Origin of the sequence: Belliella kenyensis (genome assembly GCF_022549675.1) — a bacterium.
In the GTDB taxonomy this organism is placed as follows: Bacteria; Bacteroidota; Bacteroidia; order Cytophagales; family Cyclobacteriaceae; genus Belliella; species Belliella kenyensis.
In genome coordinates this window covers 1-18,816 of record NZ_JAKZGR010000028.1, presented here as the reverse complement: position 1 = coordinate 18,816, position 18,816 = coordinate 1, and the positions used below count along the sequence as shown (strand labels likewise).

Sequence of the window (18,816 nt, the reverse complement as noted above, 5' to 3'; positions counted from 1 at the left end):
TTTGTAATTCCACTTTGATGTACGAAAATTCATGAAATCATGATATTTGAGGTGTAGTTGCAAACTACACCTAGATGGTTCGTAGTTAATTTTATAGTTTTTTCTAAAAAATGGAGTGAGCCCTAAGTGTAGATTGCATCTACGCTTTCTTATCAATGGAATTTGTAATTCCACATTGATGTACGAAAATCTAAGTAGTCATTATATTTGAGGTGTAGTTACAAACTACACCTAGACGAATAGTCGAAGGAGAAGCAATCCTCCAAGGATTATTGTTTTGTGCTTATTTGTGTTTAAGATATTGATTCAAAAAAGAACTTTCAGAATAGGTAAAGGGTTCTATTGCTGAATTACTAAAAATAAAAATACTTGATTACACAGCTACTTCAATGATAAAAATAATAGTTTCTACCAATCGAGGACAGTCCATATCCAGAAAAATAGCAATTCAATACCAACAAACTTTGGCATCTTTGGGGTCTGCATCAGAAATTTTGGACCTAAGGGATCTCCCACATGACTTTTTATTTTCAGCTTTGTATGAAAACAATGGTAAAAATGAAAACTATAACACCTTTCATAACTTGGTGAAAACAGGAGAAAAATTTGTTTTTGTAGTTCCCGAATATAATGGATCATTCCCTGGGGTTTTGAAAGCATTTATAGATGGCATGACATATCCTAACACCTTCAAAAATAAAAAATGCGCATTACTAGGTCTATCATCTGGAATAGGTGGAGGTAGCTCAGCATTGAGCCACCTCACCGACATCTTCCATTATTTGGGTATGCATGTACATCCCCTCAAGCTTAAATTTGCTAAGATAGAGGAGAATATGTCAGATAACCTGCTCACCAACAGGCTGTACATTGAATTGCTTCAAACCCAAGCGGAAATGTTGATTAAGTACTAGACTTAATCAACATTATCATGTAGGAACCTATTGTTTTTCAAAAATTCATTGTCATCAGACAAGTTGAACCTTGAAATACTTCTCTCCGAGCTATGCTGAACATCATTGAGTTTTACTTGTCTTCGAAGATAAGCTGGAGTCTCCAATTTATCTTTAAATTCCTCTGGATGGTGCGAATTTGAATTGAGCCCTCTAAGCTTCTCAAATCTCTCATGAGCTCTTTGAATAGCTTTTTCTTTCAATTGCTCATAATATTCGTTGTTAAATGCCGCAGAGTCATTGACCACTTGATTAGGAGTTTCAGGCGCCTTTGCTTTTGGCTCTTCATCCTCTAATCTATAGACTTTTGGATTTGATTCCGCAGCATTTGCTGTTACAAATTCAAAAGGAGCTTCCTCTTCTCTCTCTTTTACTTGAGGCACAGTAGGGATTTGATTCTGAATCGGTTGAGTTGCTCGCTGTGTCTCTTCCTTGAAGTTATTTTCAGCTCTGGTCGGAATCATAGGCTGCTGAATGGGAAAAGTGAATGTTTGACCCAAGTGAGTCGGAACTTCTTCTTCGACTTTAGAAGTCTTTCCTGACTCGAGGTGAATTACTTTTTTTACATTTTCATCCTCAGTCTGCTCAGTTACTTCAATCTTTTTCTCAGCTTCATTGGGTATAGTTTTTTCAGCTCCTTTTAGACTGTCCATTTCAAACCCAGTTGCTATTACTGTCACCCTGATTGCTTTGCCTAATTCAAGATCAATGCCTTGACCAAAGATAACCTCAGCTTCTTCTCCAGCACGCTCTTGGATATATTCAGTGATCTCACTCAATTCGTCCATGGAAAGTTCTTCTTCCTCTCCAGACATGATAGAAAGCAATATTTTTTGTGCTCCTTTGATATCCACATTATTCAAAAGTGGAGATGCGATAGCCTTTTCAGCTGCTTTGATTGCTCTACCTTCGCCTTCTTCGATAGCCGATCCCATCACAGCAGCACCAGCATCTTTCATGACAGTCTTCACATCTTCAAAATCCACATTAACATCTTGATGTACAGTAATAATTTCTGCGATAGACTTTGCCGCAGTAGTCAAGACATTGTCAGCTTTTGCAAAAGCAGACCTAATGGCTAGGTTACCGTACACTTCTCTTAATTTGTCATTCAGAATGACAAGGACGGTGTCACAATTCTCTCTTAAAGCCTCTATTCCTAGCTGCGCAGAAGTCATTTTCTTTCTCCCTTCAAACATAAAAGGAGCTGTTACAATTCCCACTGTAAGTATATCCAAGTCTTTGGCTATTTTGGCTATGACTGGAGCTGCACCTGTACCAGTACCTCCTCCCATTCCGGCAGTGATAAAAACCATTTTAGTATTGTCAGAGAGTAGCTCTCTAATTTCTTCTTTGCTTTCCAAGGCTGCGTTTCTTCCTCTTTCTGGATTAGCACCTGCACCTAGACCCTCGGTAAGGTTTGCTCCAAGCTGAAGCCTGATCGGTACTGGACTGCTTTTCAAAGCTTGAGCATCCGTATTGACTACGACAAACTCTACATCTTTGATACCTTGGTTAAACATGTGGTTGACAGCATTGGAACCACCGCCTCCTACACCTATCACTTTGATGATAGACTTGTGATTTTTAGGAAGATCAAACTTGTAATCTTTCATGTTATCTGACATTTTGAATTTATTTTGTTGGTGAAATTTATTTTCATATTTCTCGGCTTTTCGGAAAGGAGGGGAAATAAAATATAATACATCTTATCTCCCCACAATTAGATAAGCCCTAGTAATTGCTATCGTCGGCAATATCACTGCCGATCATATCTTTGAGTCTATTTCTGATGTTGGTGAAAATGTTTTCCCCTGGAATAGCTACTTGCTTAGGTGATTTCACATTCACTTCCAACTCCTTCAATGACGCTGTTCTTTCTTTATACTGAGTTTCTCTATCGTCTAGAGATTTGAATCCTGCGAGTACTAGACCTACAGAAGTGGCGAACATTGGACTCTTTATTTCATCCACTTTACATTTACCCAAGTGCTCATTTGGATACCCTATTCTTGTATCCAAACCAGTCATGTACTCAAATAGCTGAGCAACTCCCTGAAGCTGAGAACCACCTCCTGTCAACACAATACCACCTGCTAGCTTTTTGTAATGACCACTCGCTACAAGTTCATTTTGAACATATTCAATGATCTCTTCCATCCTAGCTTGTATGATGGCTGCTAGATTTTTTATGGAAATTTCCTTAGGTGGTCTGTTTCTTAATCCTGGAATTGAAACTATTTCATTTGGGTTCGCTTCTTCGGCTATGGCTCTTCCAAATTTCGTTTTCAACAATTCAGCTTGATGATGAAGCACCATACAACCTTCCTTGATATCTGTCGTGATGATATTTCCCCCAAGTGGGATCACAGCAGTATGTCTGATAATATTATCATAGAAAATAGCGATGTCGGTAGTTCCGCCGCCTATATCCACTAGACAAACACCCGCTTCCTTATCTATGTCACTTAACACAGACAATGAACTTGCCAAAGGCTCCAAAATCAAGTCTCTTGAGATCAAATTGGCTCTTTTCACACACCTATTGATGTTATTAATAGCTGTGGATTGCGCAGTAATGATATGGAAATCCGCCTCAAGTCTCGATCCAGACATCCCTACGGGATCCTTGATACCATCTTCATAATCCACTGTATAATCTTGTGGCATAACATGAATAATCGAATTGCCTGGAGGCACGACAATATTCTCCATGTCATTCGAAAGCCTTCTCACATCTTCTATTGTAATCTCGTCTTCATTTTGACGGCGAAAAGTAACTCCATGGTGAACTGTACTTTTGATATGCTGACCAGCTATACCCACTATCACTTCCCCGATATCAACCTCAGCCATATCAGATGCATCTTGCACCGCTTTTTGAATCGCATTGACTGTTTTATCAATGTTGGTCACGATACCTCTGATCACTCCATCAGAGACAGACTTACCCATGCCTAGTACCTCTAGTTTTCCAAAGTCATTTTTGCGACCTATGATCGCACAGATTTTGGTTGTCCCAATGTCCAGACCGACGATTAATTGTTCATTTTCCATAGCCGTATAATTATTCACAAATGATTTGATCTTTGTATTTTACATTTACTCTGCTGTAAGTATTCCATCCTTTGGCAGGAAGGATTTCTTCATAGAAGAGTGATATCTTCTTAAATTTTTCTTCGATATGGTCAGCATCGCCAAACTCAATAACTTGCTTTCCTACTTGCTGATACATTCGAATATCATTTTTTCTATTAATCTCCAGACCCGTAATCTGTGCCCTCCAAAACTCATCACTTTCTATAAATTTGATCAATTTCATCAAGCCTTCGTGCTCATCTCCCAAACGCTCTTCCAATAATAATCTCTCTGCATAGCTCCCTTCCAAAGTCAATACCCTAGTGGTATACTTTGGCGAAGTAGGTAAGATTATACCCTCTGTGGAAATGTATCCATCAGCCGCCATTGGTCTTACGATTCTTGCCATAGGCTTATGCTGGTCTATTTCGACTAGGATATTCCCTTTTAGATCGCTGAAAACTTCTGCATTCTTAACAAATGGATGGTTTGAAACTTTATCCTCCATTTGATTTAAATTCACTTCACTGATCAAAACCCCTGTATTCAACATAGGAAACTCTGTATACAATCTTGACAAAAGGTCGCTTTCCTCTACAAAATAGACGTCTGCAATAGGATTGACTTTGACATGAATACTATTGACCCTCTTATCAGCACTTTGCTTTTCAACAAAAGCGATAAATCCTAACAGCACCATTACCAAAACACTGAACACTAAGGTTTTTCTAAATCTAGTCTTCATTTTGTATCCATTTAGCTATCGGTTCTACTAATCTATCTATATCTCCAGCACCTATTGTTACAAGTACTTCTGGGGAATTTGCTTTCAAGTAATTGATAACCTCAGCCTTAGGCTGGAGGCTCTTTCGCCTAGATTTGATTCCTTCAAGTAACATTTCCGATGTGACTCCTTCTATCGGCAACTCTCTAGCTGGATAGATATCCAAAAGTACCACATCATCAGCTAGCGAAAGACTTTCAGAAAATCCCTTAGCAAAATCCCTAGTTCTGGTAAAAAGATGAGGCTGAAATACCGCCGTCAACTTTCTTTTGGGATACATGGCCTTCACTGAATTTAGAAATGCAGCAATCTCCTCTGGATGATGTGCGTAGTCATCAATATAAACCTTTCCTTCCTCTTGATAGTGAATTTCAAACCTTCTTTTCACCCCTTTGAATGAAGCTATTCCATTTCTAATTTGATCTTCACTCAAACCCAAATCCATCGCTATGGCAATGGCAGGAAGTGCGTTTTCTACATTATGGAAGCCCGGCATATGAAGTTCCAGGCCTTCGATTTGCTTTTCACCACTGACAAAATCAAATTTAAATAGACCTGGCAAAGCTTCTACTTGAATAGCTTGAACCTCGCCAGCACCAATTCCATATGGAGTCACATTTACTTTTTGCAAATCAAAATCGCCAAGCTTTTGGAAAGCTTTGGTATGTATGTAAAGCTTGCCATCAGAAGAAATCAGCTTCAAAAAAGCATGAAATCCCTCTAGCATAACTTCTCCATTACCATAAATATCCAAATGATCTGGATCTACACTTGTCAACACTGCTACATTTGGATGCAGATGAAGAAAAGACCTGTCAAACTCATCCGCTTCCACAACCACCCAAGAGTCTCTTTCTTGATCATCTTGGAGCAAAAGGTTGCTTTGGTAGTTTTGAGTAATCCCACCTAAAAAGGCTGCTACATTTACATTGCCCTGCTTGAGAAGGTGAGCAACCATCGACGATGTAGTAGTTTTGCCATGCGTGCCAGCTACTGCGATAGCGGGCATACTAGAAGTAATCATCCCAAGTACTGCTGCACGCTTGTGCAGTTCAAAACCTTCACTTTTGAAGAAATTGAGCTGAACCGAATCCTTTGGCATCGCAGGGGTCCATACGATCAAGGCATTGTCTTTTTGAGAGCTAACTGCACTTGGCACATGCTCCAAATCATCCACGTAGCTGATATTCATCCCTTCCTCTTCCAACTTTTTGGTAAGTGGAGAAGGAGTTTTATCATATCCAGACACTTGCATTCCCATGTGATTGAAATACCTTGCTAAGGCACTCATCCCGATACCACCGATACCTAAGAAATGTACGCTATGTAAGTTTTTCAAATTCATGAGATCAATGTTGCTATTGTTTCCACAATCGCTGTGGCTGCGTCTGGTTTTGCTAATTTTTTTATGTTTGTAGCCAATTCTTCAGCTTTCGCATCATCATTGACAATATTGTCTACTGCATTTTTCAAATTCCCTATTGCTTCAGCATCCTTCAAAAGCACTGCTGCCTCATGTGATACATAGGCCATGGCATTTTTGGTCTGATGATCCTCTGCCACATTAGGTGACGGAATGAATATCACTGGCTTACCCACCAAGCTAAGCTCGGACACCGAAAGAGCTCCTGCTCTTGATACCACCACATCTGCGACGGCATAAGCAAGATCCATTTCTTTGATAAACTCTCTGACATGTATATGCTTCAGTCCTGATTCTAATACACTTTTTGACATCTCAGAGAAGTAAAACTTCCCACATTGCCACAACAGCTGATATCCTGCCGCTTCAAATACTTTCATTTCTGCCAATACAGCTCTATTGATCGTACGAGCACCTAGGCTACCTCCTAGAATCAGCAAGGTCTTTTTGTTGCTATCAAGACCAAAATGAGCTGTAGCTAGTTCTCGTTTCCCTCCTAGCTCCATGATATCTTTTCTCACAGGGTTACCCGTATAAATGATTCGTTCTGAAGGGAAAAATTGCTCCATCCCAGGATAGGCAACACATATTTTTTTGGCTCTCCTTGAAAGTAGCTTATTGGTCAAACCCGCATAGGAATTTTGCTCTTGAAGCAATGTCGGAATCCCTGCATTCTGGGCAGCAAATAAGACTGGCCCACTTGCATATCCTCCTACACCTATAGCTACATCAGGTTGGAAAGACTTCACAAGAGATTTTGCTTTACTCAAGCTAGACATCAATTTGAATGGAAAACTCAAATTTGACAAACTCAAGCTTCTCTGAAGACCTGCCACTTTCAATCCTGTAATAGGATATCCTGCTTCAGGAACTTTCTGCATTTCCATCTTCCCTTCCGCACCGACAAATAGAAATTCTGACCCTGGAAATCTTTCTTTCCAAGCATTGGCTATGGCAATGGCTGGGTAGATATGCCCACCAGTACCACCTCCGCTAATCATGATTCTATATGTCCTTTCCTTTTTGATAATATTTCTATTTATATAGTTTGTAATGATCTTCTTGCTCTGTTTGACGCCTCCACGATTGGCTCCTCTGCATCTTCATGATCTCCTCGACTGACACTCAGAATGATCCCCAAAGAAAACCCTGTAAATATCAAAGAAGTCCCTCCCATACTTAGCAATGGAAGTGGTAAGCCAGTGATAGGCCCAAGCCCTACAGCTACTGCCATATTTACCATGGCCTGAAGAACCAATGCAAAGCTTAGCCCTGCTGAAAGCAAACCTCCAAAAGGTTTGGTGGAAGATGCCACGATTCTCATACCTCTATATAGTAATGCCAAGTACAACAGTAACACTGACGCTCCTCCCACTATGCCATATTCCTCAATGATGATCGCAAATATGAAATCAGAATATGGGTGAGGTAATGAATTTCTTTGTTCCGAGTTTCCAGGGCCTTTACCAGTGATTCCTCCAGTAGAAATGGCTATAAAAGACTGCTCTGCCTGATATGGAATCTCTTCGCCAGAGACGAAGTTTTCTATCCTTGATACGAATGTCCCTCCACGCTGTCCAAAGAAAACTGCCGCAGTCAATGCCATCACGCCTACCAATACAATTACAAATGTGTATCTAAGCGGAACTCTTCCAATGAACATCAACAAAAGGCAAGTCGTCAAAAGCAATACAGCGGTAGACATATTTGCCATTCCTATAAGACCGCAGATAATCCCCACCGCAATCAACACAGGTACGAATGTGCTCTTAAAATCACGAATGTTACGCTGCTTTCTTGCCAAGAAGCTAGCCAGTGTCGCGATCAATGCCAGTTTGGCCAAATCTGAAGGCTGGAAAGCTTGATCTATAAGTGGAATAGTAAGCCATCTATTCGCTTCATTGATATTGGAACCAAAGAAATATGTAAAGAGCAAAAGTGGCACAGAGATCAATAGTAAGAACCTGCCAATAAAACCAAAGGTCTTGTAGGGAATCTTATGTACTGCCCACATCACCGCCAAGCTTATAAATACCAACATGGTATGCTTCACAATGTAGGTCTCCGTGTTTCCCCCTTTATATTTGTATGCTAGCGTACCAGTGGCAGAATATACCACTAGGATACTGATGATAGACAACAGGATCACGATAGCCCAAATGATTGGGTCTCCTTTGAGATGTTGATCTATAAATTCCTTCGCCTTATTCATCTTAGCTCACTTTTAATTGCTTCAATTGCTGAACAGCGTATTTGAACTGCTCACCACGATCTTCATAATTTCTGAAAAGGTCAAAACTTGCACAGGCTGGTGATAACAACACCACATCTCCCACTTTTCCCAACTCTAATCCCCACGAAACTGCTTGCGCAATATCTTGTGTCTCTCTTATTTCAGCTATCTTACCAGCAAATGCTGTTTTCAATTTTTCGTTATCCTTGCCTAGACAAATAAGTGCCTTGACGTTCTTTTTCACAATGCTATCAAGCACCGAATAATCATTCCCTTTGTCTACACCTCCTGCTATCCAGATTAATCCTTGACCAAAACTTTCTAATGCATAAATGGTAGCGTCCACATTGGTCCCCTTGCTATCATTGATAAAAGCAATGTGATCAATGTCAGTAACCCACTCCATTCTGTGAGGTGCATTCTGAAAATCTCCTAAGCCTTCTACAATCACTTTGAGATTAATCCCTGCTTCAAGTGCAGCTATTATAGCACACATGGAGTTTTGCATATTATGACCTCCTTGAAGGTTAATATTTGCCGCATCAATCAAGACCGTTTTCGACAAGTTCGGAAGTTTCACACTAATGAATTCCATATCGTAAAATCCTCCGACTGACTGTTCCTCATTTAAAGAAAATAATGCCACACGCGCTGCGATAGGACTTTTCTCTATACCTAGGCTAACATTAGTATCATCAGCATTGATAATCGCTAAGTCTACACCATCCATATTCTTGAACAAGGATACCTTTGAAGCGATATAGTTTTGCAGCTTGTACTCATACCTATCTAGGTGATCCGGAGTGATATTTGTCAACACCGCTATGTCTGGCTTAAAGGACACAAATCCATCAATTTGAAAACTACTGACCTCAATAATCCACCAGTCTTTATCACCATCTATCAATTGCCCAGCCCAGCTTTGTCCTACATTCCCTGCAAGACCAACATTTAAACCTGCCTTTTTGAACAAATGATAGGTCAATAAGGTGGTGGTGGTTTTTCCATTGGTTCCAGTGATAGCGACTATTTTTCCTTTGGAAAATCTCGAAGCAAACTCCAACTCATCTATCACAGGAATCCCTTTAGCTAATGCTTCTTTCACCAAAGAGACATTTGTTGGAATCCCAGGGCTTTTGATGATCTCATCGGCTGAAAGCACCTCATCTGCTGTATGCTTCCCCTCCTCAAATGGAATATCAGCTTCTTTCAATAGCGATTTTCTATGCTCATTGATCTGACCCATATCCGATACCCAAACGGCATAGCCATGCTTCTTGGCGAGCAATGCTGCCCCCAATCCACTTTCGCCTGCGCCTAATATGACTATCTTCTTACTCATTTCTATCTCAACTTCAATGTTGCCAATGTGATGATTGCTAATAATATTCCTATGATCCAAAACCTTGTGACAATCTTTGCCTCATGGATATTCTTTTTCTGATAATGATGATGTAAAGGTGACATTAAGAATATTCTTCTTCCTTCGCCATATTTCTTCTTGGTGTATTTGAAATATGAAACTTGAATGATCACTGATGCATTTTCGATGACGAAAATCCCACAAAGAACAGGAATCAAAAGCTCCTTGCGCAATGTCAAAGACAAGACAGCAATCACACCACCTAACATCAAGCTACCTGTATCTCCCATAAACACCTGTGCAGGATAGGCATTGTACCACAGAAACCCTACACAGGCTCCTACAAATGCGGCACAGAAAATCACCAACTCAGCGGAGTTAGGAATGAAGAAAACATTGAGGTACTGGGAGAAAATGGCATTTCCAGAAATATATGCGAAAATGGCTATGGTCAAGCCTATAATCGCCGAAGTACCCGCAGCTAGGCCATCAATACCATCTGTGATATTTGCGCCATTGGAGACTGCTGTCACTATGAATATTACGATCAAAATGTAGAAAATAGGAGTAGCAAAATCGCCCATAAACCCAAACACTCTCTCGTAATTAAGTTCATTGTTTTTCATGAAAGGAATGGTCGTCTTCATAGTCTTCACATCCCTGAAAGCTGGAGTTTCTACAACTCCTTCTTCTATCGACACGGGGTTGGTAAACTCTCTCACGACCACACCATCATGAAAGTAAAGCGTAGCTCCTACTACAACTCCAATCACAATCTGACCTACGATCTTAAACCTTCCAGCCAGACCATCTTTGTTTTTTCTGAAGACTTTGATATAATCATCCAAAAACCCAATTCCACCTAGCCATATGGTAGTGATCAATAGTAAGATGATGTAAATATTGTTGATGTTTGCAAAGAGCAAAGTAGGGATAATGATACCAGCCATGATCATAAGTCCACCCATAGTCGGTGTGCCCTTTTTTTCATTTTGCCCCTCGAGACCTAAGTCCCTGACAGTCTCTCCAATCTGCTTGTTACGAATCCATGCTATAATGTTTTGCCCAAAAGTAATGGTGATCAACAAAGACACCAATGCAGCCATACCTGCTCTAAATGAGATATAGCGAAACACACCAGTCCCAGGGATATCCAATACTTTGTCAAAATATTCAAATAATGGGTATAACATTGTCTAGCTTTTATGAATAAGGTTAAGTAATTCTTTTACTGTGCTTCTATCATCAAAAGGATACTTTATTCCTTTGATTTCTTGGTATGTTTCATGCCCTTTACCAGCAATTAAAATGATATCGCCTGGATTAGCCATAACGCAAGCAGTTTTGATAGCTTCTCTTCTATCCTCGATTACTATGGTTTTTTTGAAATCTACAGGATTGACACCAGACTCCATTTCTCTCAAGATAGCTATGGGTTCTTCATGACGTGGATTATCAGATGTAAGCACCACTTTGTCGCTCAAATTTGTCGCTATTTTTGCCATGATAGGACGTTTGGTTTTATCTCTATTGCCCCCACATCCTACTACCGTGATGACCTGCTCCCCTCCAGTTCTCACACCTTGAATGGTTTTGAGGACATTTTCCAAGGCGTCGGGAGTATGTGCGTAATCTACTATGGCAGTCACTCCTGCAATCGTAATTTTATCAAATCGACCTTGAGCTCCAGGGACTTTTGATAATTGCATCAAAACTTCCTCCTCTTCTTCTCCTAACAAAACAGCGGCACCAAAAACAGCCAAAATATTGTAAGCATTGAACTCACCTATCATTCTAAACCATACCTGCTTACCATCAATATCCAATTCCAAGCCCTCAATTGAGTTTGTTAAGATTTTTGCCTTGAAATCAGATGGAAAGCGTAAGCCATAGGTTTGTTTGGTAGCTTGAGTATTCTGTAGCATAACCATACCACGTTTATCATCAGCGTTGGTAAGTGCAAAAGCATCTTTGGGAAGTCTATCAAAGAGTAATTTTTTCGCTTTGATATACTCGTCAAAAGTACCGTGGTAATCCAAGTGGTCATGTGTAATATTGGTGAATACTGCACCCATCAACTTCAATCCAGAAAGCCTTTCTTGCACAATAGCATGAGAGCTCGCTTCCATGAAGCAATGTGTACAACCTGCTGCTACCATCTTTTGGAGAAGCTCTTGAAGACTTAAAGCATCAGGGGTAGTATGAGTTGCGGCTATAACTTGCTCATTTATTCTATTTTCTACAGTAGAAATCAACCCAACTTGATAGCCCATTTCCATATATAATTGATATAGAAGGGTGGCAGTAGTCGTTTTCCCATTCGTACCTGTGATAGCTACTATCTTCAGCTTTGATGATGGATTCTCAAAATAGTTAGAAGCCATTATACCGAGAGCTTTAGTAGCATGACTTACAGTAGCGTAAGTCACATGATCCAATATTTGCTCTGGAAGGTTTTCACAAATAATCACCGTAGCTCCTTGCGCTATGGCTTTATCAATAAATTCATGACCGTCTACTTGTGTACCTTTTACCGCTACAAAGACATCTTCCTTTGACACTTTTCTACTGTCAAAAGCAAGTCCATTGATTTTTCTATCCATGTTTCCAATGGTAGCCGTCAATGATACTCTATACAATATGTCTTTAAGGTCTTTCATTTTATCCTAAAACTAGACTGATCACACTATTTTGACTGATAGCTGCACCTGGGCTGATAGATTGGCCTTTGACCCTACCTTTTCCATGATACACTACTCTCAATCCTTTATTTTCTAACACATAAAGTGCATCTCTAAGAGAAAGCCCATTTACATCTGGGACAACTGGAGCTTCCACCTTATTTGCCTTCCACTGGATGGCTTTATTGCTCACAGTGGATTTCACCCAAGTTTCCCCCTCTTCATTGTTGTAATGATTGGAAATACCGAATCGATTGCAAAGCAACTGAAGCTCGTCCACTTTGCCAGCTTGGATAAATGGAAACTCATCTTGCTGAAGTGAGGCATATTGAGCTTTCGGGTTGGACTTAACATTAATTTTTAAATCCTGTGCGTAAAGCTTGTCTGCTATTTCTTTGAATACTGGTGCTGAAACATCACCACCGTATGCATTAAATCCTTTCGGACTATCAATAACGACTATTGCAGAATACTTTGGATTGTCAGCTGGAAAATACCCTGCAAACGAGGTATAGTATCGTTGCGTATAGCGTCCATCTATCAACTTTTGTGCAGTTCCTGTCTTTCCTGCTATTTTATAATCTTTATTGTGCACGTTCTTTGCGGTACCATTTGAGACTACACCTTCAAGTAAAGACTGCAACTGTTTGATCGTCTGATCTGAAGCTATGCTCTTTTTCAATACCTCGGTATCGAATCTTTTTTCAAAATTATTTCCTTTGGCAATTCCTTCGACGATCATAGGCTTTACCAGTTTCCCTCCATTTGCAACTGCATTATACAACATGAGTGTATGTAATGGTGTAACTTTGGCTTCGTAGCCAATGGACATCCAAGGCAATGTAGTTCCATACCAGTTTCTTTCACCAGGGACTTTAAAATAAGGTGCTCCTTCTCCTCTCAATTGAAAGTCAACCGGTTGATGAATACCTGCTTTCTCAATATAGCTTACAAATTTCTTTGGCTGATGCCCAAAATGCTCATTGACTAATCTAGATATGGCAACATTGGAGCTTTTCTCGAAGGCTTCCTTGATGGTAATCTCACCATAGCCACCTTGCTTAGCATCACGCATTGTACGATCAAAGAATTTATATGTACCATTTCCAGTATCTATTTTATCATTCAAATTTATCTTCCCTTCTTCCAACAGTGCCATCATAGAAAGCAGTTTGAAAGTAGATCCTGGTTCTGTAAGACCCTGATCTCCTACTGCAAAATTATAGTTCTCTGCATAGCCAATACCTGATTTATTCTTTTGTAGATTGGCAATAGCTTTGATTTTTCCAGTAGCCACTTCCATGACGATCACTGACCCATAAGCTGCATCTTTTGCGATCAATTGACGAAGAAGAGCTGATTCGGCTACATCTTGGATATTCACATCTAATGTAGTGTAGATATCAAAGCCATCATCTGGCTTGACGTCCTCAGCATCAAAAACTGGCTTCCAGCTTCCCCCAGCTATTCGTTGAAATAACGCCTTCCCATTTTTCCCTTCAAGGTATTCATTGAAACTGTATTCCACTCCTACACCATAGTTATCCTCATTGAGGAAGCCTACAGTACGTGAAGCTAAATTATTGAAAGGTCTATATCTTTTTTCTACTTTTTCGAAAATCACTCCTCCGCCCAATCTGCCATTGCGGAAGATAGGCCACTGACTCATGGCTTGCATCTCTTGGTAACCAATCTGCCTTCTATTGAGAATCAAATATCGCTTTCCACTCACACGAGCATCTTTAATGGACCTCTTGTATGCATCAGCAGACTTATCCTTGAAATAGCCTGAAAGTAAAACGGATAAAGAATCAATTCCTTTGTCAAAAATATCGCCCTTTGCTACAATCGGGTCCATTACAACTCTATAAAATGGTAAACTGGTCGCAAGCAAACTGCCATCTGCCGCATAGATGTTTCCACGGGTAGCGCTGACTTGCCTATACTGAAAATTCAAGCTTTCAGATTTTGCCTGCCATTTCTCCCCCTCCACAAACTGCAAATGGGCGATCCTATAAAAGATCAACCCAGCAAATAAGGTCACTACTATAAAGGCGACTCTTACTCTCAGTACTATGGATTGTTTGATATTCACTTCTTATATTTAATTTTTATCGGCGGTTCATCTATTTCATATATTCCTAATGGCTGGATTTTTTTGGCCACTTCGGATTGTTTACTGCTTAGCATATATTCAGCTTCCAGCGTCGTCACATCTGCTCGTAAATCCTCTACTTCCTGCTGCATGCGCTCAATCTTTCTGATCATGTTGTCTGCTCGGTGATTGCTCCAGATATATATCATCGCAAGAAAAGCTGCAAAGAAAAAGGGAGGTCCAAACTTCACTGGAATCCCTTCTCCCAATAAGCCCGTTACATTTAACTTTTCTTCGATTAAGGTGAAAATGCTTTTTTTAGCACCTTTGGGGGAAGAACCTTTCTTGAGCTTCTTTTTAAATGTATTTTGACTCATGACCTAATTCTTTTTTGCTATTCTTAACTTTGCACTCCTAGACCGGTTATTGATCAGCAACTCTTCCGGTGAAGCAGTCACAGCTTTGCGGGTAACTGGCTCGAGAGGCCTGATCAAGTTTCCATAGAAATCTTTTTCAACCTCACCTTGAAACTTGCCCTTGGTAATAAAATTTTTTACCAGTCTATCTTCCAAAGAGTGATAACTCATAATCACCAACCTACCATCAGGCTTGAGCACATCTATTGTTTGCAATAGCATTTCTTCCAAAGCTCCAAGTTCATCATTGACTTCAATCCTCAAAGCTTGGAAGACTTGAGCGAAGTATTTGAACTCCCTACCTCTAGGAGCAAACTTGTTCAGCATGGTCTTGAATTGAGCAATGGTAGCAAATGGCTCTGTAGCCCTGTGCGCCACCACAGCTTGAGCCAAGGTTTTGGCATTCTTGATCTCTCCATAGATCCCAAACAACTTGTGCAACTTCGCCTCTTCATAGGAGTTGAGGACATCTTTGGCAGTTATGGTCATGGTATCACTCATTCTCATATCCAAATCACCATCAAAACGTGTGGAAAAACCTCTGGTCGGTTCATCTATCTGATGAGATGAAATACCTAAATCAGCCAAGATACCATCTACCTGAGTGACCCCATGAAGTCTTAGGTATCTTTTAAGGTCTCTGAAATTTGCAGCGACAAAAGTGAAACTCTCACTATCTGGAATATTTGCTTCTGCGTCTACATCTTGATCAAATCCGTATAGATGACCTCCATCCAAATGCTTCAAAATCTCCTTAGAATGCCCTCCACCTCCAAAAGTCAAATCTACATAAATACCCTTCGGATTGATTGACAATCCGTCAATGCATTCTTGGAGCATTACGGGAATATGATACGCTTGATCTTTCATGGTTTTTTTTAAGAGAGATGTTGATCCATTAGAGCAGTAAGCTCCGCCTGATCCAAAATCATGTTCTTTTCATATTTCTCCGGACTCCATATTTCTATGTAAGATCCGACACCGTTCACATAAGCTTCCTTGTCAATCCCTGCGTAAGCAAGGAAATTTTTTGGAATCAAAAACCTACCTGCACTATCAAGCTCCACATCAACCAAGCCGTCAAAAAAACTCCTCTTGATTCTTCTGTGGATAGGGTCTCTATCCGAAAGCCCATTGATTTTATTGTATAATTTCTTAAACTCTTGCTCAGGATATAATGCCAAACAACCATCATCTCCGAAACGCAAATAAAGAGAACCACCAGTCACATCTGGTATTGCCGCCTTGAGTTTGGCGGGCAATGCCAGACGACCTTTGGGGTCTACTTTGCATTCGTGCCGACTGTTGAACATTCCCATGAGTAACTATTGAGTTTTCTACAAATACAAAAGTAAGAAAAGCTTTCACACAATCCACCACTTTATCACACTTTTCTCCACATTTCTCCACAATTTCTTAAAAGTATCTAAAAGTTTGAATTTTAACAACTCATCAGTTTAATATTATTGCAATTAAATCCTGATCATCAAGTGCTTGCGACCTTATCAGTTATGTAAAAAGGAACTAGAAAACCCATATTTTAGCATGTTCTAGGTATAAAAACCTAATATCTTTTTTCATTTATTACATATTGAATTAATAAAGGTGCAAAAGTGGGTGAAATTCCCATGAAAGCTGAATTCAAATCAAAAATCTATCAGGAATGATGAAAAAAAATACAAAAAGATATTTAAAATATAAACCCTATCATTTAAGTGGGAAATATATATTTATACTTACATTTGATCAAAAAATAAAAAAACATGAAATTCAATCCAATAATCACCCTATTTAACTTAATTCTACTTATTTCATGTCAGAATGAAAAAGAAGACACTTATGATCTGGAAGGTAAATGGAGAGCGGAAATTGATTTGAGTGAAGACGTATTACCCTTCGGTCTTGAGATAAATCAAAGTGGGGAAAAGTGGAGCGCATTTCTCATAAATGGCGAAGAAAAATTAGAAATCCAAGATATTACTGTCCAAAAAGACTCTATCCACATACCAATGGGTGTATTTGACGCGACAATACATGCACGAATTCATGAAAGTGGAGAACTAGTAGGTAAATATGTCAGAAATTATAGCGTCGACTACATCTTACCATTTCAAGCATCCAAAACGGAAGCTCAAAGATTTCCTACAAATAAAGCCGCAGAAGTAAATTTCTCAGGAAGGTGGAAAACAGTATTTCAAGACAAAGATGGAAAAACCTATGATGCTATAGGCATTTTCGAACAAGAAGGAAACCTGATCACAGGAACATTTCTGACGGCTTTAGGGGATTATCGTTTTCTAGAAGGCAATGTGGATGGAAATCAATTCTACTTAAGTGCTTTTGATGGAAGTCACCTGTTTTTCTTTCAAGGCCAAGCGCTAGAAGACGGATCTATTCAGGGTAGATTTAGAAGTGGTCCAAGGTATAAAGAAACATTTATAGCTATAAGAGATGAGGATTTTGAGTTGCCAGATCCAGGAAGCTTGACTTATTTAAAAGAAGGTTATGAAACACTTGACTTTAAATTCCCAGATACTGAAGGAAATCCTGTTAGCTTGGGTGATGATAGATTTCAAAATAAGGTTGTCTTGGTACAGCTGTTTGGCAGTTGGTGTCCCAACTGTATGGATGAAACAAAATATTTGGCACCATGGTATGAGCAAAACAAGGATCGTGGAGTAGAGATCGTAGGTTTGGCATTTGAGAGTAAGCCTGATTTTGACTATGCTAGTAAAAGGGTGAAAAACGCCGCAGAAAAGCTAGGAGCAAACTACCCGTTCCTGATCGCTGGAGAGAGTAACAAAGATAAAGCTTCACAAGCACTTCCTGCACTCAACCGTGTTGTTGCTTTCCCTACTTTGATTTACCTAGACCGTAAAGGCAAAGTTCGCCATATACACACTGGCTTCAATGGACCTGGCACTGGAGGCATGTACGACAGGTGGATCGAAGAGCATGAAGAATTGGTCAATGGGCTATTGGGGGAAAAATTATAAAATCAACAACAAATCGTCTAGGTGTAGTTTGTAACTACTAACCGACCGGGTGTAGTTTGTAACTACACCTTAAGTATATTGACTAGGTGAACTCTCGTTGTTAAATGTGGGATTACAAATCCCTTGCATATCAAAGCGTAGATGCAATCTAAGCTTAGGCGCTCAGCCCAATTTTTGAGAAAACCTTAAATAACAACGACTAACCGTCTAGGTGTAGTTTGCAACTACACCTTTGACATCTTGATTTTATGAATTTTAGTACATCAATGCGGAATTGTAAATTCCAAGGATAGGGAAGCGTAGATGCAATCTACGCTTAGGAGGCGCCCCCTTTTTTATAACTAACTAAAAATCAGCCACGAACCATCTAGGTGTAGTTTCAACCAATAACCGTCTAGGTGTAGTTTGCAACTACACCTTAAGTATATTGACTAGGTGAACTCTCGTTGTTAAATGTGGGATTACAAATCCCTTGGATATAAAAGCGTAGATGCAATCTAAGCTTAGGCGCTCAGCCCAATTTTTGAGAAAACCTTAAATAACAACGACTAACCGTCTGGTTGTAGTTTGCAACTACACCTTAAATATCTTGATTTCGTGGAGTATGTTATTTCTAAGCGGAATTGTAAATTCCAAGGATAAGGAAGCGTAGATGCAATCTACGCTTACTCGACTTTGGCTATTTACTAGTTTGTAGAAAAAAAAGAGTCTCAATTTGGAATTGTGGCTCTTTTTTTAGACTTTTATATCTAGTTATATGACTAGATATGGGATATCCAACTAAAATTCAGCTC

General features: G+C 39.7%; 15 protein-coding genes. 2 read left to right on the top strand and 13 right to left on the bottom strand.

Translation table 11 applies throughout. The annotated features are described in order from the left end of the window. The first annotated feature begins 389 nt into the window (after nucleotides 1–389). On the top strand, nucleotides 390–914 hold the full coding sequence (locus tag MM214_RS18400) for an NADPH-dependent FMN reductase (protein ID WP_241297643.1): 525 nt from the start codon (nucleotides 390–392) through the stop codon (nucleotides 912–914). Nucleotides 915–916: 2 nt separating this feature from the next. Here the strand turns inward: MM214_RS18400 and ftsZ are convergent, their stop codons facing one another. The 13 genes from ftsZ to MM214_RS18335 all read right to left on the bottom strand — a co-directional run bounded on the left by ftsZ (nucleotide 917) and on the right by MM214_RS18335 (nucleotide 16,345). Beyond that, nucleotides 917–2,569 carry a cell division protein FtsZ gene (gene ftsZ / locus MM214_RS18395; protein WP_241297644.1) on the bottom strand — a complete coding sequence of 551 codons (1,653 nt, stop codon included), beginning with the start codon at nucleotides 2,567–2,569 and terminating at the stop codon, nucleotides 917–919. A 118-nt stretch (nucleotides 2,570–2,687) separates the two neighbouring features. Then, on the bottom strand, nucleotides 2,688–4,010 hold the full coding sequence (ftsA, locus tag MM214_RS18390; RefSeq protein ID WP_241297642.1) for a cell division protein FtsA: 1,323 nt from the start codon (nucleotides 4,008–4,010) through the stop codon (nucleotides 2,688–2,690). A gap of 10 nt (nucleotides 4,011–4,020) precedes the next feature. After that, nucleotides 4,021–4,776, bottom strand: a complete 756-nt coding sequence (locus MM214_RS18385) for a cell division protein FtsQ/DivIB (RefSeq protein WP_241297641.1) — start codon at nucleotides 4,774–4,776, stop codon at nucleotides 4,021–4,023. Then, the gene (gene murC, locus MM214_RS18380) at nucleotides 4,766–6,160 is read right to left on the bottom strand and encodes a UDP-N-acetylmuramate--L-alanine ligase (RefSeq protein WP_241297640.1); all 1,395 of its coding nucleotides are present in this window, start codon (nucleotides 6,158–6,160) and stop codon (nucleotides 4,766–4,768) included. The genes MM214_RS18385 and murC overlap by 11 nt, the downstream gene beginning before the upstream one ends. Continuing rightward, nucleotides 6,157–7,239: an undecaprenyldiphospho-muramoylpentapeptide beta-N-acetylglucosaminyltransferase gene (gene murG / locus MM214_RS18375; protein ID WP_241297639.1), complete on the bottom strand. Its 1,083-nt coding sequence runs from the start codon at nucleotides 7,237–7,239 to the stop codon at nucleotides 6,157–6,159. Before murG ends, murC begins: the two co-directional genes overlap by 4 nt. 38 nt (nucleotides 7,240–7,277) lie before the next feature. Continuing rightward, nucleotides 7,278–8,450, bottom strand: a complete 1,173-nt coding sequence (locus tag MM214_RS18370) for an FtsW/RodA/SpoVE family cell cycle protein (protein WP_241297638.1) — start codon at nucleotides 8,448–8,450, stop codon at nucleotides 7,278–7,280. 1 nt (nucleotide 8,451) lies between these two features. Beyond that, nucleotides 8,452–9,813 (bottom strand): UDP-N-acetylmuramoyl-L-alanine--D-glutamate ligase, encoded by a 1,362-nt coding sequence (murD, locus tag MM214_RS18365; protein ID WP_241297637.1) that lies wholly within the window; start codon nucleotides 9,811–9,813, stop codon nucleotides 8,452–8,454. Nucleotides 9,814–9,815: 2 nt separating this feature from the next. Next, entirely contained in the window at nucleotides 9,816–11,027 is a 1,212-nt protein-coding gene (gene mraY, locus MM214_RS18360) for a phospho-N-acetylmuramoyl-pentapeptide-transferase (protein WP_241297636.1), read from the bottom strand. A 3-nt stretch (nucleotides 11,028–11,030) separates the two neighbouring features. Next, the gene (locus MM214_RS18355) at nucleotides 11,031–12,494 is read right to left on the bottom strand and encodes a UDP-N-acetylmuramoyl-L-alanyl-D-glutamate--2,6-diaminopimelate ligase (RefSeq protein ID WP_241297635.1); all 1,464 of its coding nucleotides are present in this window, start codon (nucleotides 12,492–12,494) and stop codon (nucleotides 11,031–11,033) included. Between the two features lies 1 nt (nucleotide 12,495). Further along, on the bottom strand, nucleotides 12,496–14,610 hold the full coding sequence (locus MM214_RS18350; protein ID WP_241297634.1) for a penicillin-binding protein: 2,115 nt from the start codon (nucleotides 14,608–14,610) through the stop codon (nucleotides 12,496–12,498). Next, nucleotides 14,607–14,987, bottom strand: a complete 381-nt coding sequence (locus tag MM214_RS18345; RefSeq protein ID WP_241297633.1) for an FtsL-like putative cell division protein — start codon at nucleotides 14,985–14,987, stop codon at nucleotides 14,607–14,609. Before MM214_RS18345 ends, MM214_RS18350 begins: the two co-directional genes overlap by 4 nt. Nucleotides 14,988–14,990: 3 nt before the next feature. Beyond that, nucleotides 14,991–15,896 (bottom strand): 16S rRNA (cytosine(1402)-N(4))-methyltransferase RsmH, encoded by a 906-nt coding sequence (gene rsmH / locus MM214_RS18340; protein WP_241297632.1) that lies wholly within the window; start codon nucleotides 15,894–15,896, stop codon nucleotides 14,991–14,993. An 8-nt stretch (nucleotides 15,897–15,904) separates the two neighbouring features. Further along, complete coding sequence (locus tag MM214_RS18335; RefSeq protein WP_241297631.1) at nucleotides 15,905–16,345, bottom strand: division/cell wall cluster transcriptional repressor MraZ; 441 nt, start codon at nucleotides 16,343–16,345, stop codon at nucleotides 15,905–15,907. A gap of 444 nt (nucleotides 16,346–16,789) precedes the next feature. Between MM214_RS18335 and MM214_RS18330 the strand changes: the two genes are divergently transcribed. Next, nucleotides 16,790–18,022: a peroxiredoxin family protein gene (locus MM214_RS18330; RefSeq protein ID WP_241297630.1), complete on the top strand. Its 1,233-nt coding sequence runs from the start codon at nucleotides 16,790–16,792 to the stop codon at nucleotides 18,020–18,022. Nucleotides 18,023–18,816: the final 794 nt, after the last annotated feature.